Source organism: Peteryoungia ipomoeae, assembly GCF_004912165.1.
Taxonomy (GTDB): Bacteria; Pseudomonadota; Alphaproteobacteria; order Rhizobiales; family Rhizobiaceae; genus Allorhizobium; species Allorhizobium ipomoeae.
This window is the reverse complement of record NZ_STGV01000009.1, coordinates 26,916-46,319: the sequence shown is the minus strand read 5'-3', so window position 1 is coordinate 46,319 and position 19,404 is coordinate 26,916. Positions and strand designations below refer to the sequence as shown.

The following is a 19,404-nucleotide window of genomic DNA, read 5'->3' as shown; positions in this document are numbered from 1 at the left end:
TAGGCGCCCGGGGCCGACCTCCGCTTTCGACGAACCCGCCGGTTTGGTTCGATTAAAGGAGTTTGTCTGCCGTGGCCGTCCCGCATTTCTCTGTCAGCATCGTTGCGCGCGGCTCGGGCCGTAGTGCCGTGATGTCGGCAGCTTACCGGCACTGCGCACAGATGGACTTCGAACGGGAAGCACGCACAGTCGACTATGGGCGCAAACAGGGCCTGGCGCATGAGGAGTTCGCCATTCCCGTTGATGCCCCAGAATGGCTCAGGGAGTTGATCGCCGATCGCTCGGTGTCGAAGGCGTCCGAAGCCTTCTGGAACAAAGTCGAGCTGTTTGAGAAACGCGCCGATGCACAACTGGCCAAGGACGTGACGATTGCGCTTCCGATCGAGCTGACGACGGAGCAGAATATCGCGCTGGTCCGCGATTTTGTGGAGCACCACATCACCGCCAAGGGCATGGTCGCCGACTGGGTCGTCCATGACAATCCGGGCAATCCGCATATCCACCTGATGACGACACTTCGGCCTTTGACCGAGACCGGCTTCGGGCCGAAGAAGGTGGCGTTGACCGGACTGGACGGTCAGGTTGTCCGCAACGATGCGGGAAAGATCGTCTACGAACTGTGGGCCGGCAGCACGCAGGACTTCAACACAGTCCGCGATGGCTGGTTTGCCTGCCAGAACAAACATCTCGCCATGGCGGGCCTCGATATCCGCATCGATGGCCGCTCCTTCAAGAAGCAGGGGATCGACCTCGAGCCGACCATCCATCTCGGCGTCGGGGTCAAGGCAATCGAGAGAAAGACGGATAGTGCGGAAGAGAAGGCAGCACTCGAGCGGCTCACCGTTCAGGAGGCAATCCGCTCCGAGAATGCCCGCCGTATCGAGAACAGACCGGAGCTCGTGCTCGACCTGATCACCCGCGAGAAGAGCGTCTTCGACATCAGCGATATCGCCAAGCTCCTGCATCGCTACATCGACGATCCCGCTCTCTTCCAGAACCTGATGGCCCGTATCCTGCAGAGCCCCGAAGTGCTTCGACTGGAGCGTGAGCGGATCGATCTGTCGAGCGGTGCGAAAGCCCCATCAAGGTACACGACACGCGAACTGATCCGGCTTGAGGCGGAGATGGCAAAGCGCGCCAGCTTCTTGTCTCGGGCTGCCAGCCATCATGTGCATAAGACCATGCTCAACTCCGTCTTCGCCAATCACAAGCGTCTGTCGGATGAGCAGAGAACGGCGATCGAACATGTGGCCGGGCCCCAGCGTATCGCGGCCGTCATTGGCCGTGCAGGTGCCGGCAAGACAACGATGATGAAGGCCGCCCGCGAGGCCTGGGAGGCGGCAGGTTACCGCGTCGTGGGTGCTGCCCTTGCCGGTAAGGCTGCGGAGGGTCTTGAGAGGGAAGCAGGCATCCCCTCGCGCACGCTGTCGTCATGGGAGTTGCGCTGGCGCCAGGGGCGAGATCTGCTCGATGCGCGTTCCGTGTTCGTCCTCGACGAGGCGGGCATGGTCTCGTCCCGGCAGATGGCGCTCTTTGTCGAAGCGGTGAGCTTAGCGGGCGCCAAACTTGTTCTGGTCGGTGATCCGGAACAGCTGCAGCCAATCGAAGCGGGGGCGGCCTTCCGCGCGATTACTGAGCGCATCGGTTATGCCGAACTCGAAACCATCTACCGACAGAATGCGCAATGGATGCGTGATGCGTCGCTCGATCTCGCCCGGGGACGGATCGACAGAGCCGTCGAGGCCTATAGCGCTCAAGGGCGAATGATCGGTGCGGAGTTGAAGGCGGACGCGGTCAATCGCCTGATTGACGACTGGACTCGCGACTATGATCCGGACAGGTCCATGCTGATGCTTGCCCATCTGCGCCGCGATGTCCGCATGTTGAACGAGATGGCCCGTGGCAAGCTTGTCGAGCGCGGCATCATCGACGCCGGTTCGTCGTTTATGACAGCCGAAGGCCATCGCCAATTTGCCGCCGGCGACCAGATCGTCTTCCTGAAGAACGAGGGTTCGCTGGGCGTTAAGAACGGCATGCTGGCCAAGGTCATAGAGGCATCGCCCGGCCGTCTCGTGGCTATGATCGGCGAGGCTGAGCATCGCCGGCAGGTCATCGTCGAGCAGCACTTCTACAACAATCTCGATCACGGCTACGCAACCACGGTTCACAAAGCCCAAGGTGCCACCGTCGATCGGGTCAAGGTTCTGGCCTCCCTCTCGCTCGATCGTCACCTGACCTATGTAGCCATGACCCGTCACAGGCATGATCTCACCGTCTATTACGGGACAAGATCCTTCGCCAAGGCAGGCGGCCTTGTCCGCGTTCTCGGTCGCTCCAATGCCAAGGAAACGACACTCGATTATGCCGGTGGTCGCTTCTATTCCGAAGCCCTGCGCTTTGCCGAGGCGCGAGGCCTGCATCTCGTCCGGGTCGCGCGCACGCTTGTTCGCGACCGGCTGGAATGGACCGTGAAGCAGGGCGCGAAACTGGCAGAGCTTAGGGCACGCCTTGCCGCGATCGGTGCACGCCTTGGGCTCGCAGCTCCCAAGGCTATGGCATCGGCGACTTCGTCGGCATCGCTTGCCTCCGCACCAACCCAAACAGCAACAGTCGAGGCAAGGCCCATGGTCTCCGGCATCACCACATTCGCAAAACCGCTGGCTGAGGTTGTCGAGGAAAAGCTCCAGGCTGATCCCGCCCTGCAGCGGGCCTGGAAGGATGTCTCTGACCGCTTCCATCTCGTCTATGCCGACCCGCAATCTGCCTTCCGGGCGGTCAACGTCGAGACCATGCTGGAGAACAAGACAGTCGCCAGATCCACGATCACCGCGCTCATAGAGAAGCCGGAGAGCTTTGGGGTCATCAAGGGCAAGACCGGCCTCTTCGCCGGCAGCGTTGAGGTCCAGACACGCAAACGCGCGCTGACCAATTCACCGGCACTGGCGCGCGATCTTGAGGCCTATATCGCCAAGAGGTCGCTTGCTGCCGGCCGATACGAGCTAGACGAGGTTGGTATGCGGCAGAGCCTATCCCTCGACATCCCGGCGCTGTCGCCCGCAGCACGACACACTCTTGAACGCCTACGAGATGCGGTCGACCGCAACGCGCTATCGGTAGGTCCAGATCTCCTGTCCATGGACAATGCCATAAAGGCGGAACTCGATGGCTTTGCCAAGGCGGTGGCGACGCGCTTCGGTGAACGGAGCTTTCTGCCGATCATGGCCAAGGATGCCGATGGCAAGGCGTTCGAGGCACTTTCCACCGGCATGTCGCCTGCGCAAAAGACCGAGCTTCGATCCGCATGGGACATGCTGCGAACCGTCCAGAAGCTGGCAGCCTATGAGCGCACCACCGTGGCACTCAAACAGACCGAGGCATTGCGCCAGACACAGAAGAAGGGGTTGTCGCTGAAATGATAGCGCAGGCAGACACGACCTTGCGACTTGCTCGCCAGAGGCGCCGCGCAGGACGTCTTCTCGCCTCGGCAGTGGTCGTTGCGATGACCCTGTTTGCTGCTGGCCATATCGGCGGTTTGCGGATCAACACGACACCAAGTGAACCCATTGGTCTCTGGCGGATCGTGTTGCTACCGAGGCCCCCGCAAGTGGGCGACTTGGTGTTTGCTTGCCCCCCGGATGCCGGGCGGGCTCGAGAGGCAAGGGCAAGGGGCTATCTTCGCACGGGGCTTTGCAAGGGTGGGTTTGGTCCTTTGATCAAGACGGTGATTGCGACGCCAGGGCAAACAGTCGAAGTAACCACACATCTTCACGTCGACGGGGCACCGATAGCTGACTCTGCTGTTCTCGATCGTGACGGCAAGGGGCGACCTCTTGCAGCCTTTAGAGGCGGTGTCATTCCACCTGGAGAGGTATTTCTCCATTCACCCTTTCCGGCATCCTGGGACTCTCGCTATTCCGGTCCCGTTCCGATTGAAGGGATTCTTGGACTGGCCCGACCGGTGTTGACCCATGCACCGTGAGCCCCTGTCTTGCCTTGCGTTCGTCAGCGCTTGCGTGACATGCGGCATGGTGGCTTGGAGTGGTGTCACTCTGACCCTGCCGCTGGCCGCCGCTTTTCCCGCATTCTGGTCTCTGGCGCCAAATCGACGGACGGCAGCAATGGTTTCTGCAGGGTATTTCCTCGCGGCATCCCATGGATTGCCGCAGGGTGTCGCCACCTATTTCCGGGCCGACCTCTGGCTGGGTCTCGCGTTGTGGCTGGCCGCGTCCAGTGCCTTTGTCCTGGTCCATGCACTCCTTTGGTCACCAAGGACTGGATGGGTGACGGCCGCCAGATACGTGTTTGCCATGCTGGTTACGGCCCTGCCACCAATCGGTATTCTCGGCTGGGCCCATCCCATCACCGCAGCAGGCGTCCTCTTCCCTGGATTGGGTTGGATTGGGCTCATTGCAATGGCAGCCGGCCTTGCGTTGATGACAACGCGGTATCGGCCAGCTGCCATCGTCACTTTAGGGAGCCTATGGCTCTGGTCCGCCGCGTGCGGGACGACGCAGTACCTAGATCATGAGTGGCGTGGTGTCGACCTGAAGCTGGGAAAACACCTTGGCCGCAACAGGAGCCTTCAGTGGCATCGTGATCTGTTCAACCGCGTCAACTCAATCAGTGAACCTGGCGACCGCGTCGTCGTCCTGCCCGAGAGCGCTCTGGGATTGTGGACGCCGACTGTCGAGCGCTTGTGGAGGGAGAAACTCCGCGGGCTGGACATAACTGTCCTTGCCGGCGCCGCCATCGTCGACGCCGATGGCTACGACAATGTCATGGTTTCAATGTCCGCCACGCAGGCCCGGATCATTTACCGCGAGCGCATGCCGGTGCCCGTGTCGATGTGGCGGCCCTGGGCCAAGTGGGCAGGTCAGCAAGGTGGAGCAAGAGCGGACATGTTTGGCAATCCGGTCGTCGAGATTGCTGGAAGCCGGATCGCACCGCTGATCTGCTACGAGCAACTGATCGTTTGGCCTGTCCTCCAGTCCATGCGCCATTCCCCCGACCGGATTGTCCTCATCGGCAATGGATGGTGGACCGAGGGAACCAACATTGTTGCGATTCAGCGATCAAGTGCTGAGGCCTGGTCTCGGCTGTTCGCGGTCCCGATCACCATTTCATTCAACAGTTAAGACCTGGAGCCGTCTGCATGGATCTCGCCATCATCCAGTCCTGTAGCGATCCGGCGTTGAAGCCCGCCATCGTGGAACAGTTCGTTGCTCAAGCAGGCTCGACTGACCCGCTGGCGGTGACTGTCAAGATTGGTGGCAGGAGCGTCTCTGTCCCTGAGCCACGATCCGTGGAGGACGCCATGACGACCATTCGTCAGTATTCCGGCCAGGCCGTTGTCCGTGTCGGGATCACGCAGATGCCGGCAGGGATCGGGATACGGCAGATCGCCGATATCGACGACAGTCTCCTCGAACCTTGCGAAAATCTCCGCCAGGGCACTGCCATATTTGCCAAGATCATGCGCATCGTCACCAAATGGTATGGAAACCCGCAGGGCGAAGAGGCGTTTCCGCAGATCTTCGATGATGCTGTCTACGCCTGGAAAACCGGCGAGTTTGAAGGTGTCTCGGTGTTTCAGGCGGATGATCCTCTACAATCAGGCCTGCCGCCGGTTGAAATCTTGAGCTCTGAGGCGCCCGAGCAAAGGCAAGAAGCGGATGCAGCGGGCACCTCCGCACCTCTCATCGTCGAGCCTAAAGATGCCGAGATCCGAGTCGATCTGACACGCATTGGTGCGAGCACTCGGTAGTGCTAGCCGCCTGCCTCTACCGACAGGCTGACTCGTGAGTTGCAGGCGGTCCTTGTGGTCTTGTAGTTTGTCACTCTTCGTTATTTGTCAGAGGCTTATACCCATCCGTGAACGGCAGCTTTCCCAAAAAGAACAAATTGCGGGTCAGGAGTTTCCTTGGCGGACATCGGGTTCGAGGGCGCTGATTGTGGCAGTTCAAGCCACGCGCACTCGAACAAATCCAACTCCAAAACTGACGAATGCGATCAAGAATGGATCAAGCCTACCCCCAAAATTCCCCAGCCACGCGCAATCGAGAAGGTCGTCATTCGACGATCGGCCGCTTCCACTTGCCGTCGCCCCAACCCGCCATTCAATTTCCAACCCGCCAACTCGACCATTGGAGGGTCGCGCCTATGATCACGGCGCTGGGACGGGAGGCCGGCAATGGATCAGTGCATTGAACGCATCGTGGACATGACGGCGATCATACGCGACGAAGCGGGCTTGAAGACAGCACTCACCGATATCGCCGGCCGATACGACTTCTCAGGCTATGCTTTCGTCAGCCTTCGCCCAGGGCAATCATATGCAGTTTCGGACTACGACGAGGAATGGCGGGAGCGCTATCAGAAAGAAGACCTGAAACATGTCGATCCAGTGATCAGACAGGCACAGACACTGCGCCGTGCGTTCACATGGTCCGGTGAGAGCGATAGGGCATCGCTGTCGGTAGCCGAGCGTCGTTTCTTTGCAGATGCGTCAGACCATAATATTCGCTCGGGCGTCACCATTCCGATCGCCACTCCGAACGGTGCCGTTTCGATGCTGACCCTGGCATCCACAAAGCCTGTCTTGACGCCAGACAGGCACATTGATGCTATCGCGGCTGCATCCGCAATGGGACAGCTGCATGCACTGGTAGAGCATTTGCAGGTCAAGCCGACCGTACAGGAGACAGTGTATCTAAGCCCAAAGGAGGCAACCTTTGTACGTTGGATCGCCCTTGGCAAATCGATGGAGGACGTGGCAGTCATCGAGGGCGTCAAATACAACACTGTCCGCATCGCGCTCGCTGGCGTCCGGCACCGCTACGATCTCTGCAACAACAACCAATTGATTGGTCTTGCAGTCCGCCTCAACCTTGTTTGACGGATTGCGGTTAGATGGTTGGTGTCCGACCCAGGATAGCGATCAGGGTCGACAAAACGGACATCTGGGAGTGCATTTTGATCGTCGCGTTCAGATAGGCAAGGTGTTCGGCACTGCCGGCTTCCTTGCCTGTCCGGATCTCAGGCGCGAGGGCCTCGAACAGGTTTTCGGCTTTCTCGACCAAACTGCGGTGAGTCCCGATGGCCTCTATGGTCAATTGTTCGATCAATGGCTCCGGTACACCTGCCAGCAATCCGACGAGAGGTCTGAGTTCCACACAGCCATCCTCATTTATTCCCATGGTCACACCACCTCTCAGTGCCAAGCACGCAATGCACCGAGCCTATAACTCGGCTTCAGGTAGTGGTCGTCAAGCTTTAAATCTATTCACGGAACGCGCGGAGGAAACAGCTCTGAGACCACAGGGCTCTTTAGCGGTTGGGTGCGCAGTTGACCATTTGACTTCTGAGGGGTGTTTAGCTGGCCTCGCTAGCCGTGTCAGCCGTCGCCAGTGGCGATTGGCATATCGTGAGGTGCTTTTCGATGGCCTCGATGAGGCCCTCGTCTAGGGGTAAATGACCCTTCTCCGTCCCCATCGCTCAATGAATAATAACACGGCTACTGTATAGCGCCGGCATCAAAGATGGCAGTCCGCTTGCTGCGATACTCGGCAGGTTAAGTTTACTGTGCCCGATCCCTGCACCAAAGCTACCCGACGACGCTGGTATCCGGATCGAACTGACGAGATCCGGTGGCCAGGAGTTATAATCAGGATTGGACGCTTTCTGTGTTAAAAATAGACGGCGCACCACTTTAAAATAGACGCCCATTCAGTTAAGAGTGGCCGTATGAGCAAACACTCGAACTCGAAGTTCCTCGTGAACCGCAAGGCGCTGCCTCTCGTCGATGCAGCGCTAGCCGACACCCGTGTAGTTTTGATATCCGGACCTCGGCAAGCAGGGAAGACCACACTCGCGCGCATGTTCTCAGCTAGTGATCGACCCTACATCACATTGGATGATGCGGGTACGCTGAACGCCGCTAAAGCCGACCCCACAGGGTTTATACGAGGGATCAAGCGAGCGGTTATCGACGAGGTCCAACGGGCGCCTGATCTGATGCTTGCAATCAAGGCAAGCGTGGATGACGATCAGGAACCGGGAAGGTTTCTGCTAACGGGCTCCGCGAACCTCGCAACCATTCCGGCTATTGCTGACTCTCTGGCCGGCCGAATGGCGGTCATTCCACTTCTTCCCTTTGCGCAGGCCGAAATCAGATCAAGTCCTGGCCTCATGCTCGATCGGTTGTTTGCGGGGGAGGAACCAGCCATTGAGGGTGAGGTTGTTCTGGGCAAGGAAATGATGGGCATCGTTCTGGCGGGAGGATATCCTGAAGCCTTGAGACGAACCACGTCAGTCCGGCGCGCCTCGTGGCTCGAAGACTATGTTAGTCTTATCCTAGATCGCGACGTACGCGACATTGCCAACATCGATCAACTCGATCGTTTGCCGCGCCTCCTGAACATCCTCGCCGAACATGCCGGGCAATTGATCAACAATAGCAGTTTCGGCTCGGCGCTAGGATTGTCCGGGGTCACCGCTCAGAAATACATTGCCATCCTGGAGCGGCTATTCCTTGTCAAAACCTTGGCGCCATGGTCGAACAATCGGCTCAGCCGGCTTGTCAAAACACCAAAGCTCCATTTCATCGACACAGGACTTTTGGCGGCTTTGCGCGAGGACGAAATGGCCAGGCTGTCGGATGACAAGACCCGATTTGGCGCACTGCTAGAAAGTTTTGTCGTCTCAGAACTGATGAAGCTGGCGTCCTGGTCCGAGAGACGCGTTTCGTTCTCACACTATAGAACGAAGGATCTCGATGAGGTCGATGTCGTGATTGAAGATCGGCGTGGGCGGATAATTGGTATTGAAGTGAAAGCGTCTGCGACCGTCAAGGCCGATGATTTTCGCGGGTTGCGTCAGTTGCAGGCGGCGGTCGGCGACCGTTTCGTACGTGGTCTTGTCCTGCATGATCATGACCGCATCACGCCGTTTGCCGAACGCCTGCAGGCTGCGCCGCTCTCAATCTTGTGGTCGATGTGAATTGGGGGTGGCGTTGAACCGCTCCGGCTTGGCCGGAGACCTCGACGCGTGAGAAGCTAGGTCCAGACAGGCACGTCGACAAAAACGTTCTATCTCGAAGCTAGCTCCGCGCCGCGCCGTTTGGATGGTGTGGAAGGATAAGGTCGGGCCTCTGTGCCGCTGGGCCGCGGAATGATTAGTAGCGGCTCACATCAGCTGTTCGGCGCATACTTTCCGCGAATGGGTCAAGAGGGCAGAGCTTGGCTACGGCAAACATGCAGGTTTACCGGGCTAGTCGGAGGTCCTGATCGACAATAACATTGAATCGATACCCGGGACGGATCCTGATCGTCGGCTGAACATTTAGATTTTTCGATATCGTCTGATCAGCAGCGCGCCCGAACGACTGAGCGAAGTTGCGTCTCGCAGCATCTGAAGCCGTGTCCTGAGTACTGAGCGTAGAACTTTCAGGCACGGCCATGTCAATGCCCGTTCCGATCAGAGCCACGAGCGCAGCCGAGCCAAAAGTCCGCGCGTAGTGATTGTCGACTTTGTCCCTGAAGCCGCCATAGCCCTCGGCGTCCGTGCCAGCCATCCCGCCAATCTGCAGGGTTGAGCCATTTGGGAAGATGATATCCGTCCAGACGACGAGAACGCGGCTTTGTCCAAACGAAACCTTGCTGTCATAGCGTCCGAACAGCTTCGTTCCCTGTGGGATGAGCAGATGGCGCCCCGTTGCGCTGTCATAGACGTTCTGGCTGACCTGAGCGGTAATGCGACCGGGAAGATCCGAATTGATACCCGTAATAAGAGTGGCCGGGATGACGGAACCCCGCTTAAGTTCGTATGGTGACTGCTGCGGCACCACATGGTTCGGTAGATAACCAAGCTCCTTAAGGTCGGAGTTGAAAAACTCTTCCTTCGCCGCCTGGCCGTTCTGGTCACTCCCCTGCCCTGCTGCAGCCAACCTCAGCGCTGCGGAATAGAGATCTGAGGTGGAGTTGGCGGAGGCCGGCGCGGAGGCCCGGGGCGAGGTTCCAGTGATTGGCCCGCCATTGTCCGCCACATCGCTGATATCAACCTCGAGCGGTGAATCGAATGCGGCGCCCTTGGCCTGGAGGCTCGCCATGCGTTGTCGCTGCTGCTCGCGCAAGATCTGCTCCCTCTGCTCGCGGATCATCCGCGCATTCCATTCCTCCTCCGATTCCATGCGGGGCCGGCGTGCCTCGCGCGGCTCTACCCGCGGTTCCTGGACAGCAGCAGGAGGGGTGGCAGGTGCGTGAGGCATGGGTGTGGGCTGGAACACGCCTTGCTCGGCCCTATCGCCGATGATCCCGTCCTTCACGCCGCGCTTCATCTGTTCGGCAAAGTTCGATGCCGATCCGCCGGATGTGGCGCCATCCGATGTCTGCTGACCGAACCTCAGCCCACGCGACGAAAGGCCATAGACCAGCACTGCGAGGAACAGGACGGTGATCCCTATGCCGAAAAACACCGGCATGCGGTTGAGCCGCTTCATGCCACTTTGATTGGCTGGGTGAGATGGATTTCCAAGTTGCAGCGATTGAACCATGGTCGTTCCATTCCTCAGTTGAACGTCGTCAGGGACAAGGGGCTCGATGGTGCCGCTGTCCCGTTGTTGACCGAATAAGCCCTCCCCATGGCGAACGCGTCTGTCGAGATCCGTGCGAGCACCTGGCCTTCTGCGGCGCTCAGCCCGTAAGAGAGAGCAGTCGGCTTTGTAGCCTTTGCATTTTCCGTGTCCGGGCCCGCACCCTCCCTGACGACGGTGTAACCCCAACCTTTCAGGGCCGATTCGAGCGCGATGGAATATTCGGATGCATCAGCCTGCAGCTTGAGGGCTGTCTTTGCGGCACCCGCCTGTTCGGCAAAGCGCGCTGCCATATCGCCAGCAATTGCGCTGGCTGCCGGGCCAGAAATTTCTACCGGCGCTGAACTCGCATCAGATCCCGGCGCGCCCGTCTGGCACCCCGAAACGTTGAGGGGGATGAGAAGCGCGAGGAGGTAGCGGAAGCGCATGCCTTACCCTCCCCGCTTGATGGTGATTTTCTGCTGGCGCCATCCGACCCCGGACAAGAGGACCGCCTTGTCGATATTGTAGTCGACGATCATCATGTCGTTCTTCATGCGGTAGTTCACGACACGGTTCTGCCCGCCCGAAACGACGAAGAGAACCGGCGCATCCTGGCCGGATATCGAGCGTGCGAACTGGATGTAGGTCTTCTGGCCGTCGGAATAGACGCGTTTCGGCCGCCACGGGGCATTGCCACTCATCGAAAAGGAGAAGGAGAGCTGTTCGGGTGCCGTGCCCCCGCCGGGTCCATTCATCGCCTGAACCCTCGCATTGATATCCGCCAGTTTCGTTGCCGCATCCTCCGGATATTCGAACCCGACACGCGCCATGTATTGGCTTGGATGGGACTTCAGTTGAATATGATAGGTGCGGCGCGACGTGGTGACGACCATGGACGTCACGAGGCCCGGTTCTGAGGGTTTGACGATGAGGTGGATCGCTTGCCCGCCAGCAGCGCCCGACGTTGCCGGCTCAACTTTCCAGCGCACGGTATCGCCGACGAGAACGTCGCGAACGATCTCCCCGCCCTGCAGCTCGATATCGCAAACCTGCAAGGGAGAGCAGACGACCGAGGGCTGCGTTTCTCCGAAGAGGAAGATGACCTTGCCGTCTGGTCCGCGCGTGACGAGGCCAGCCTGACCTCGCCACTTGCCGGACAGATTGGTGGCGCGGGCTTCGTTGTTGGTCAGGCTCTGAGCACTCGCCGGCAGACTGAAGGCGAGCGAGACCGCAATCGCCAAGACCGAGCCAGCCAGCGCTTTGTTTTTTGTGATCGTCATTCCAGGATCCCTGCTGTCAAAGTTGCGCTGTCCAATCGAAGTCCGTGATGTAGACGCCGATTGGATTGAGACGGATGGTTGCTTCATCCTGGGGTGAGGTGATCGCGACCGTTGCGATCCCTCGGAAGCGCCGGGTGGCCAATTCCTTTCCCTTTCGGTCGCGTTCATACTCCGTCCAATCCAGCTGGTAGGTGTGATTGGACAGCGCAACGATGTTGTTGACTTCGATTGCGACGGTCGCGCTCACCGCTTTCTCAAAGGGGGAGTTTGCGCGGAACCAGGCATTGACCTTCTGCGTCGACGGGTCGCTCGTCCGCAAAAGCGCGTAGGTGCGATCGATGTACTGCTTCTGCACCACGGCATCCGGCGTGATGGAACGGAAACTCGCGACGAAATTTCCGAGTGTCGCCCGCACAACCCTCGGGTCGGCATATTCGATCTGCTGAGGGAAGCCGCCAGTGACGGTATTCCCGAGCTTGTCGACCTCGACGATGTAAGGCACGAGCTTGACCTGCGTGCTCAGATAAAGCGCATAGCTGAAGCCGATAACAGAAATGCCGAGGCTCAAGATGCCGACCGCCCGCCATGCCGCGGCCGCCTTGACGTAAGAGCCGTATCGTTCCGACCATTCCTGCCTTGCAGCAAGATACGGGTTTTCCGGTGCGCGTTGCACTGCCATCGGCATGTCCTTGTCAGTTCGTTCAAGATTGCTTGGGAGAAGCCGCAGACGGCATCTTCGCGCTGCTGCTGGCCTGATCGAGCTTGGCGTTCGCCAACCCGAGAAGCGTACTGGCATGGGCGCCGGGGGCTCCAATCGCCTTGTCCATCGCGGCGGATCCAACGGCCGCCAAGCCGGAACCGATACCCGCCACTGCGCCGTGGTAGGCGGCGCCTCCGACGGATGCCCCTTCAGCATGGGCAGTCTTTGCCGCTGCATATCCGGCAGCTGCCACTTTGCCGCCAAGGACGGCGCCTCCGAGTGCCATCTGGCCCGCTTGGGCTCCGTGCCTTATGGTTTCCATGCCGCCAGTGACGGATGCGCCCTGCACCACTCCTTGCATGATGTTGGGGACGTACATGGAGATGATGAAGACGACGACGGATATGCCGGCGATCGCAAGCGTTGTGATGAACTGGTCGGTTTCTGCGGTCGGCGCTTCAGCCAGGCCCAGCAGGACCTCTGAGCCGATTTTGGAGATCATCACGAGCGCCATCAGCTTCATGCCGACACCAAAGGCATAGACCAGATATCGAACCGCGAAATCCTTCGTATAGGAGGAACCGCCAAGACCCAGCATGATCATGCCGGCGAGCAAGCCGACATACATTTCGACCATGACGGAGACAAAGATCGCTGCAACGAGCGAGAAGCAGATGACCACGATGCCCATGGCAAGAACTGCAGCAATTGCGAGCGCATTGTCCTCGAAGACGCCGAACTTTGCCTGCTCCGACATTTGAGCGGCAACACGGATCCCCGCGTCGAAGACTTCAGCCGGTGAGGCCGTTCCGCTGCCAGATCCGATCTGGAACAGGCTGTCGACCACGGCCTTTGCAAATGTCGGCCCTTGGGCAAGAACGAATGCGAAGAAGCCGATGAACATGATGCGACGCACGAGTTCGGCAAACCAACTATCAAGGGATGCTGCCTGGATTGCGAGCCAAACGGCGGCGATCCCGACTTCGATACCAGCCAGGATCCAAAACAAGGATCGAGCAGCCTCAATGATTGTGTTCTCCCACCCCTTTGCTGCAGCGGAAACCTGGTTTTCCAGCTCCGTCAGGACCTGACCGGTCTGTGCAAGCGCCGGCGCGGTGGACAGGATGCAAGCGAAGCCTGCCGCAACGAGTGCTGCCAAAATTGGCTTGAGATCTCTCACCATCGCGGGCGCATCTCCTGACCCTTTTCGATTGCTTGAAGCGTGCCATTCGTGCCGAAGAATTTTTCCCGGGTTGAGCGTTGCTCATCACTCATTTCCGAGGTGGTCTGGATGACTGAGAATTTGGTGATCACGGCGGTTGCAGCTGAAGAAAGCGCAGCGACGACGATCAGGATGGTGACGAGTTTCAGGCGGATGTTCACCAGCGCGGCTCCATTTTCTGTCCCTCCGGGATGTCCTGAACGTCGGCATTGAAGAATGCTTCGCGGCGAGCCTGGGAAAGATCCTTGTCCGTTTGTTCACTTTGCAGCCAAGTGCCCATCATCGTCGTTTGCTGGGACACGATGCCGCGAAGCTTCTGGATCTGGGACACTTGCTGAGCCGCAATCTGGTGCCCAACCTGCAGCGCCTTCATCTGACCATCCGCCGACTGCGACATCGATCGAAGCTCGGTCATGGTGGCTTCTTCGCTGTCGAACTGCTCTGCCGTCAGTGACGCGGCTCTAAGGGTCCCGGCAATCGTGTCCCGGTTGGTGTCGGACCATGCCTGATAGGTGGAGGAGAAGCTCTCTGCATCCGGCAGGTCCGTCTTCAACTCGGCATAGCTCTTGAACCTTTGGCGCAGCAGATCGTCAGCATTGCCCATCGAGAATGCGATGCCCTGCCCCTGATCCACAATCTCGCGCAACTGCCCGAGGTCACGTTCGACCTGACCCCAGACATGGGATGGAAGCTGGGCGGTGTTCTGTAGCATGTTCTGATAGATTTTGAGCTGGTTTTGGATCTGCTCTGCAAGCTGGCTGATTTGGGTGATCTGATTTTCGATTTGCTGACCCGACTGCCCGACAAGCGAGACGAGTTCGCCATTGTTGAGAAGCTGCGTCCATTCCGTGGCACCACCGGTCGCCGCACCCGCATGCGATCGGACTGGGTTGGCGGTCAGGCATGTGGCAAGGACCAGGCTGAAGAATATCCGCTCCATCCCGTGATGCGGTCTGTCTTTAAACATCATGTTTGATCCCTCTCTCGGTAAGCCAGTGGATTGGCCAGTCCTTGCCGTGTTTGGATGAAAGGGCCCGAATGCGCGCCAGATCCGCCTTGCCGGAAGAACCGACGAAGGAAAGGGTGACGGGCCCAAGTGCCATATCGAAGAGCCGGCGGCCGTCAGCAGACGCCACGTAATAATCCCGCTTTGGAATGGCGTTTGCGACGATCTCGATCTGTCGTTCGTTGAAACCGATGCGCTCGTAGAATTCCCGCGTTCCCTTCTCGCGAGCAGCACCATTGGCAAGGCAGATCTTGGTTGGGCAAGATTCCTTGAGGACATCGATAATCCCCGATCGCTCCGCATCCGATATCGACTGGGTGGAAAGGACGACGGCGCAATTTGCCTTGCGCAGAACCTTGAGCCATTCGCGGATCTTCTCCCGAAACACCGAGTGGCCGAGCATCAGCCAGGCCTCATCCAGGATGATCAGGCTTGGAGACCCATCAAGCCTCTTTTCGATCCGCCGGAACAGGTATGTGAGGACAGGCACCAGGTTGCGCTCGCCCATGTTCATCAACTGCTCGATCTCGAAGCACTGAAACCGGCCCAGTTCGAGACCGTCGCTCTCGGCATCCAGAAGCTGACCCATTGGCCCGTCGACCGTGTAGTGGTGAAGCGCATCCTTGATGTCGCGCAGCTGCACGCCGCTGACAAAGTCGGAAAGAGATCGGCCCGACGCTGAGGACATCAGGCTGATCTGCCTGGAGATCGCATTGCGATGGTCTGGAGTCAGTGTGACCCCTTGCAGTGAAATGAGGATCTCGATCCATTTGCAGGCCCAGGCTCTGTCGGCTTCCGACGAAAGATCAGACAGCGGGCAGAATGCGAGGTGTCTTCCCTCCTCTTCCTCTCCGCCGATCTCGTAGTGATCGCCTCCGACACCCAGCGTCAGCGGCATCATCGAACAGCCCTTGTCGAAGGCAAAGACTTGCGCCTGTTCATATCGGCAGAATTGCGCTGCAATCAGCGACAGAAGCGTGGATTTACCGGACCCGGTCGGGCCAAAGATCAGCGTGTGACCAACATCGCCGACATGCAGGTTGAGCCGAAAGGGTGTCGACCCCGAAGCCACCTGCATCAGTGGCGGAGCAGCCTTGGGATAGAAGGGACAGGGCGCCACAGGACTTCCCGACCAGACCGAGTTTAGCGGTATGAGGTCTGCAAGGTTGCGGGTGTTGATCAGCGGTTCCCGGATATTGCAATACCAGTTGCCCGGCAGGCTTCCCAAAAATGCGTCCGTCGCATTCAGTGTCTCGATCCTGGCGCCGAACCCTTCGGCTTGAACCAGACGTCGAACGGCTTCTGCCTTCTCCTGCAGGCGCTCGCGGCTCTGGTCGAAAATGACGATGACCGGGGTGTAGTAGCCGTATGAAACGAGCTGCGATGAGGCCTCAGCGATTGCGTCCTCGGTCTCGGCCACCATCGCCAAGGCGTCCTGATCGATCGAACGGGACTGGGTCTGAAACAACTGGTCGAGAAAAGGCCTGACCTTTTGCAGCCATTTCTTGCGCGTTCGTTCAAGGCGCTCACGGGCCTCCTGCGGATCGAGGAAGATGAAGCGTGAGGACCAGCGATAGGTCAAGGGCATGAGGTCGAGGCTGTTGAGGATCCCGGGCCAGCTCTCGGCGGGCAGCCCGTCGATGGCAACCACGGCCAGGAACCGCCCTTCGATCCGCGGTGTCAGCCCATGTTCCAGCTCTGCTGTTGCAAGCCAGTCCAGGTACATCGGGATTTCTGGAAGCCGCACGGGGTGGTTTTCCCCGGTGATGGCAAAGCGGATGAATTGAAACAGCTCGTCATAGCGGGCCACCTGAGCGCCGCCGCGCTCGGGCACCTCTCGCGTCCGCATTCTCTGCAGCGAAATGACATTGCCAAGATACTGCTCGATCTCGCGGATCGAATGGCGAAACGCCTTGAGTGCCGTGTCGGCATAACTCTCGTTGCGGCTTTCCGCATCAGAATAGACGTAGCGGGTGAGCCGGGTTTTGCCGGGCTCCACCGGTCGGTATGTCAGAATGAGCGCATGGCGGCTCTCGAAGTGCCCAGCTTCCCTGCCGAAATGGCTGCGACGTTCCTCGTCTATCAGCCGCGTCACCATGTCCGTGAAATGGCTTCGCTCGGCCGACGGATATGCAGTGGTTTGCACCCGGACCGCTTCCACCTGGATCATCCACCCGGTGCCAAGCTGAGACAGGATTGCGTTGATCTGTCGGGACAGTTCGTTGCGCTCGAAATCGGTGGCGCTTTCGCTGTCGGGGCCGGCGAAGTACCAGCCGGCCATCAGGCTTCCGTCTTTCAGCAGCAGGATGCCATTGTCGACCAGGCCTGCATAGGGGACCAGATCTGCGAAGGACGGGTTCTTGGATCGAAACCTGCGTAGAGCAACCATCAACGACCCTCAGAATTGACGCCAGGGCGATGAGGTCGGCAGATAGTGACCGCGGTAGTTCAAATGGCGCACATAGACCTGGCGCATAAGCGGATCAGCCTTTGCCATCATGCGCAGAATGCCAACCAGCCCGATCCAGATTGCGATCCCGAAAATCGCGGAATAGACGGTCAGGACGACGAAGATCAGGATGACGGAGACAAGTCCGGTTAGAAGGACGAGTTCGCGATCGGCGCCGATCAAGAGTGTGGCTCGCGACAATGCCCGATGAATTCGGTTGCGGCGGAGACTGCTGCCGGCTTCAGCCATTTGCCCCCTCCCCTGCTCCGATCAAGACGGCGACATTGGCAATCCGACTTGTGCTGTTGAGCAAAGCGACAGAAGCGCCCGTCGATCCGAAAAGGCCAACAATGGTTGTCGCGCCAAGCAGAATGCCGGCGACCATGACGATGTAGATCAGGCGTCGCGCGAAATCATTGAGCTCGCCACCGAAAATCAGCATGGCGCCAGAAATTGCGACGGCAGCGAGCGCGATGTAGCCGGCAACTGGGCCGGTGATGGATTCCTGTATTTGTTCGAGTGGAGCCTCCCAGGGGAGGTTTCCGCCGGATCCAGCAAGTGCCGGGGCGGCAATGCAAGTAAAGCAGAGGGCAGTGAGAAGGCCCAGTTGGATGGGGCGTTTATGCAGCATGGCTGTTCTCATCAATCTGGGGGTAGTGTTCGGTCTGGTAGCGTGATCCGTTGAAGCCCTCGATGTGGAGCACTTCTCGCACCCGCCTTCCCCTGCCCGCTCGCTCGATGGAGATCACCAGGTCGATGGCCTCGCCGATCACGGCTTGCATCGGCTGTTGGCTCACCTCGGCAGTCAGCTGCTCGAGACGGCGAAGAGCAGACATCGCAGAGTTGGAATGGATCGTGGTTACACCTCCCGGATGACCCGTATTCCAGGCTTTGAGAAGTGTCAGCGCCGCTCCATCACGTACCTCCCCCACGATGATGCGGTCCGGCCGAAGGCGCATCGTGCTTTTGAGAAGGCGCGCCATATCGACGGCGTCACTCGTGTGGAGGCAGACTGCATTCTCGGCGCTGCATTGGATTTCGGCGGTGTCTTCGAGGATCACCATTCGATCCTCCGGGGCCGTGTTGATGACCTCGGCAATGACGGCGTTGGCAAGCGTTGTTTTTCCAGACCCAGTCCCACCGGCGATGACAATGTTCAGCCGGTCGGCAATGGCGCTGCGAATGATCGCCGCCTGTGCTTCCGTCATGATTTTCGAGGTGACGTAGTCCTCAAGCGGGATCAGTCGGGATGCACGGCGGCGGATCGTAAACGTCGGTGCCTGGACTACCGGCGGCAACAAGCCCTCGAAACGATGCCCGCCAATAGGAAGCTCACCTGAAACGATCGGTCTGTCAGCATCTGTCTCCGATTGCAGGGCATGTGCGACAGAGCCAATGACCGTTTCTGCAGCGGACGCGCACATCTCGCCCGCGGCGGCAACGCCATGCCCCAGTCTCTCGATGAAAAGCTTCCCATCTGGATTAAGCATGATCTCGACAACCGTCGGGTCATCAAGGGCGATGCATAAGCGTTCGCCGAGGGCGTCTTGTAATTTGCGGACAAGTCGGGAGTGCGATTGTAGCATGAACGGCACCGTCATCTCGTGGGTTTCGGCGCTAAACAAGCGAGATACGGGTTGGAAGTCGAGGTGCAGATCTGCACCTCGCAGCCTCTACCCGTTTCAGGCAAAGTTTTTCCTCGCCCATGATTTGACCGGTCCAACATCGGCGCCGCACTTTATGGATCGGAGAAAATTGACGTTCCAACGCCGGGTGTGAGCCTAAAGTCCTCCATTTATCGGCCACCACTCGGCGAAGACCTACCAAGGCGACATTCGGTGGTGACAGAAGCAGAGAGTTGAATTCAACGATGGTAAGCCAACAGCAGCAAAAGCAGCCCTGCGACTGCGATTCGGGCGAAGCGCAATTATTTGCGTTTGCTGCGGCGACCCGCAGTTCACCTCGCTTGAGCTTTGGACTCCTTTTTCGACGCTTTTATCCGAGTGTTGCAAAAAGCGTAAGGCATTGTTTTAACGAAATTAAATTCCCCATTTTAGTGACAACGTGAGCGAGCGTTAAGGTCTTGTTAACTTTAAAGCGCTTGCGGACCTGGCCAAATCGCGCCTTAGTGGTTGCGGAGTTTAGCCGAACGCAGGCTTAAGTCCGCGAATTTGGAT

General features: G+C 58.8%; 18 protein-coding genes. 6 read left to right on the top strand and 12 right to left on the bottom strand.

Features of this window, described 5'->3' with window-relative positions:
- The first annotated feature begins 71 nt into the window (after positions 1-71).
- The 5 genes from traA to traR all read left to right on the top strand — a co-directional run bounded on the left by traA (position 72) and on the right by traR (position 6,895).
- The gene (traA, locus tag FAA97_RS20115; RefSeq protein WP_136600367.1) at positions 72-3,416 is read left to right on the top strand and encodes a Ti-type conjugative transfer relaxase TraA; all 3,345 of its coding nucleotides are present in this window, start codon (positions 72-74) and stop codon (positions 3,414-3,416) included.
- Positions 3,413-3,979, top strand: a complete 567-nt coding sequence (traF, locus tag FAA97_RS20110; RefSeq protein ID WP_136600366.1) for a conjugative transfer signal peptidase TraF — start codon at positions 3,413-3,415, stop codon at positions 3,977-3,979. The genes traA and traF overlap by 4 nt, the downstream gene beginning before the upstream one ends.
- Positions 3,969-5,135, top strand: coding sequence for a conjugal transfer protein TraB (locus FAA97_RS20105; protein WP_136600365.1), 1,167 nt, complete (start codon positions 3,969-3,971; stop codon positions 5,133-5,135). Before traF ends, FAA97_RS20105 begins: the two co-directional genes overlap by 11 nt.
- Positions 5,136-5,152: 17 nt before the next feature.
- Complete coding sequence (locus tag FAA97_RS20100; protein ID WP_136600364.1) at positions 5,153-5,764, top strand: TraH family protein; 612 nt, start codon at positions 5,153-5,155, stop codon at positions 5,762-5,764.
- Positions 5,765-6,190: 426 nt separating this feature from the next.
- Positions 6,191-6,895: an autoinducer-binding transcriptional regulator TraR gene (gene traR, locus FAA97_RS20095; protein WP_136600363.1), complete on the top strand. Its 705-nt coding sequence runs from the start codon at positions 6,191-6,193 to the stop codon at positions 6,893-6,895.
- Between the two features lie 10 nt (positions 6,896-6,905).
- On the opposite strand, the gene FAA97_RS20090 is transcribed toward traR, so the two are convergent.
- Positions 6,906-7,196, bottom strand: a complete 291-nt coding sequence (locus FAA97_RS20090; protein WP_136600362.1) for a transcriptional repressor TraM — start codon at positions 7,194-7,196, stop codon at positions 6,906-6,908.
- A gap of 547 nt (positions 7,197-7,743) precedes the next feature.
- Between FAA97_RS20090 and FAA97_RS20085 the strand changes: the two genes are divergently transcribed.
- Positions 7,744-8,997 (top strand): ATP-binding protein, encoded by a 1,254-nt coding sequence (locus FAA97_RS20085; protein WP_136600361.1) that lies wholly within the window; start codon positions 7,744-7,746, stop codon positions 8,995-8,997.
- A 262-nt stretch (positions 8,998-9,259) separates the two neighbouring features.
- On the opposite strand, the gene trbI is transcribed toward FAA97_RS20085, so the two are convergent.
- From trbI to trbB, 11 genes are read right to left on the bottom strand one after another with little or no spacing between them, the layout of a single operon-like run.
- On the bottom strand, positions 9,260-10,549 hold the full coding sequence (trbI, locus tag FAA97_RS20080; RefSeq protein WP_136600360.1) for an IncP-type conjugal transfer protein TrbI: 1,290 nt from the start codon (positions 10,547-10,549) through the stop codon (positions 9,260-9,262).
- Positions 10,550-10,563: 14 nt separating this feature from the next.
- Positions 10,564-11,016, bottom strand: a complete 453-nt coding sequence (trbH, locus tag FAA97_RS20075) for a conjugal transfer protein TrbH (protein ID WP_136600359.1) — start codon at positions 11,014-11,016, stop codon at positions 10,564-10,566.
- A 3-nt stretch (positions 11,017-11,019) separates the two neighbouring features.
- Positions 11,020-11,850: a P-type conjugative transfer protein TrbG gene (gene trbG / locus FAA97_RS20070; protein WP_136600358.1), complete on the bottom strand. Its 831-nt coding sequence runs from the start codon at positions 11,848-11,850 to the stop codon at positions 11,020-11,022.
- 16 nt (positions 11,851-11,866) lie between these two features.
- A complete protein-coding gene (locus tag FAA97_RS20065; protein WP_136600357.1) occupies positions 11,867-12,529 on the bottom strand; it encodes a conjugal transfer protein TrbF in 663 nt (220 codons plus the stop codon).
- Between the two features lie 22 nt (positions 12,530-12,551).
- Positions 12,552-13,733 carry a P-type conjugative transfer protein TrbL gene (gene trbL, locus FAA97_RS20060; RefSeq protein ID WP_136600356.1) on the bottom strand — a complete coding sequence of 394 codons (1,182 nt, stop codon included), beginning with the start codon at positions 13,731-13,733 and terminating at the stop codon, positions 12,552-12,554.
- Complete coding sequence (gene trbK / locus FAA97_RS20055; protein ID WP_136600355.1) at positions 13,727-13,933, bottom strand: entry exclusion protein TrbK; 207 nt, start codon at positions 13,931-13,933, stop codon at positions 13,727-13,729. The genes trbL and trbK overlap by 7 nt, the downstream gene beginning before the upstream one ends.
- Positions 13,930-14,712: a P-type conjugative transfer protein TrbJ gene (gene trbJ, locus FAA97_RS20050; RefSeq protein WP_136600384.1), complete on the bottom strand. Its 783-nt coding sequence runs from the start codon at positions 14,710-14,712 to the stop codon at positions 13,930-13,932. The genes trbK and trbJ overlap by 4 nt, the downstream gene beginning before the upstream one ends.
- Before the next feature lie 19 nt (positions 14,713-14,731).
- Positions 14,732-17,167 (bottom strand): conjugal transfer protein TrbE, encoded by a 2,436-nt coding sequence (locus tag FAA97_RS20045; protein WP_136600354.1) that lies wholly within the window; start codon positions 17,165-17,167, stop codon positions 14,732-14,734.
- A 9-nt stretch (positions 17,168-17,176) separates the two neighbouring features.
- The gene (locus FAA97_RS20040) at positions 17,177-17,476 is read right to left on the bottom strand and encodes a conjugal transfer protein TrbD (protein WP_136600353.1); all 300 of its coding nucleotides are present in this window, start codon (positions 17,474-17,476) and stop codon (positions 17,177-17,179) included.
- Entirely contained in the window at positions 17,469-17,858 is a 390-nt protein-coding gene (locus FAA97_RS20035; protein ID WP_136600352.1) for a TrbC/VirB2 family protein, read from the bottom strand. Before FAA97_RS20035 ends, FAA97_RS20040 begins: the two co-directional genes overlap by 8 nt.
- The gene (gene trbB, locus FAA97_RS20030) at positions 17,848-18,813 is read right to left on the bottom strand and encodes a P-type conjugative transfer ATPase TrbB (protein WP_136600383.1); all 966 of its coding nucleotides are present in this window, start codon (positions 18,811-18,813) and stop codon (positions 17,848-17,850) included. The genes FAA97_RS20035 and trbB overlap by 11 nt, the downstream gene beginning before the upstream one ends.
- Positions 18,814-19,404: the final 591 nt, after the last annotated feature.

Coding starts and splice junctions, on each gene's coding strand:
- traF (WP_136600366.1), top strand. CDS start 3,413: ATGATAGCGCAGGCAGACACGACCTTGCGACTTGCTCGCCAGAGGCGC.
- FAA97_RS20105 (WP_136600365.1), top strand. CDS start 3,969: ATGCACCGTGAGCCCCTGTCTTGCCTTGCGTTCGTCAGCGCTTGCGTG.
- FAA97_RS20100 (WP_136600364.1), top strand. CDS start 5,153: ATGGATCTCGCCATCATCCAGTCCTGTAGCGATCCGGCGTTGAAGCCC.
- traR (WP_136600363.1), top strand. CDS start 6,191: ATGGATCAGTGCATTGAACGCATCGTGGACATGACGGCGATCATACGC.
- FAA97_RS20090 (WP_136600362.1), bottom strand. CDS start 7,196: ATGGGAATAAATGAGGATGGCTGTGTGGAACTCAGACCTCTCGTCGGA.
- FAA97_RS20085 (WP_136600361.1), top strand. CDS start 7,744: ATGAGCAAACACTCGAACTCGAAGTTCCTCGTGAACCGCAAGGCGCTG.
- trbI (WP_136600360.1), bottom strand. CDS start 10,549: ATGGTTCAATCGCTGCAACTTGGAAATCCATCTCACCCAGCCAATCAA.
- trbH (WP_136600359.1), bottom strand. CDS start 11,016: ATGCGCTTCCGCTACCTCCTCGCGCTTCTCATCCCCCTCAACGTTTCG.
- trbG (WP_136600358.1), bottom strand. CDS start 11,850: ATGACGATCACAAAAAACAAAGCGCTGGCTGGCTCGGTCTTGGCGATT.
- FAA97_RS20065 (WP_136600357.1), bottom strand. CDS start 12,529: ATGGCAGTGCAACGCGCACCGGAAAACCCGTATCTTGCTGCAAGGCAG.
- trbL (WP_136600356.1), bottom strand. CDS start 13,733: ATGGTGAGAGATCTCAAGCCAATTTTGGCAGCACTCGTTGCGGCAGGC.
- trbJ (WP_136600384.1), bottom strand. CDS start 14,712: ATGGAGCGGATATTCTTCAGCCTGGTCCTTGCCACATGCCTGACCGCC.
- FAA97_RS20045 (WP_136600354.1), bottom strand. CDS start 17,167: ATGGTTGCTCTACGCAGGTTTCGATCCAAGAACCCGTCCTTCGCAGAT.
- FAA97_RS20040 (WP_136600353.1), bottom strand. CDS start 17,476: ATGGCTGAAGCCGGCAGCAGTCTCCGCCGCAACCGAATTCATCGGGCA.
- FAA97_RS20035 (WP_136600352.1), bottom strand. CDS start 17,858: ATGCTGCATAAACGCCCCATCCAACTGGGCCTTCTCACTGCCCTCTGC.
- trbB (WP_136600383.1), bottom strand. CDS start 18,813: ATGCTACAATCGCACTCCCGACTTGTCCGCAAATTACAAGACGCCCTC.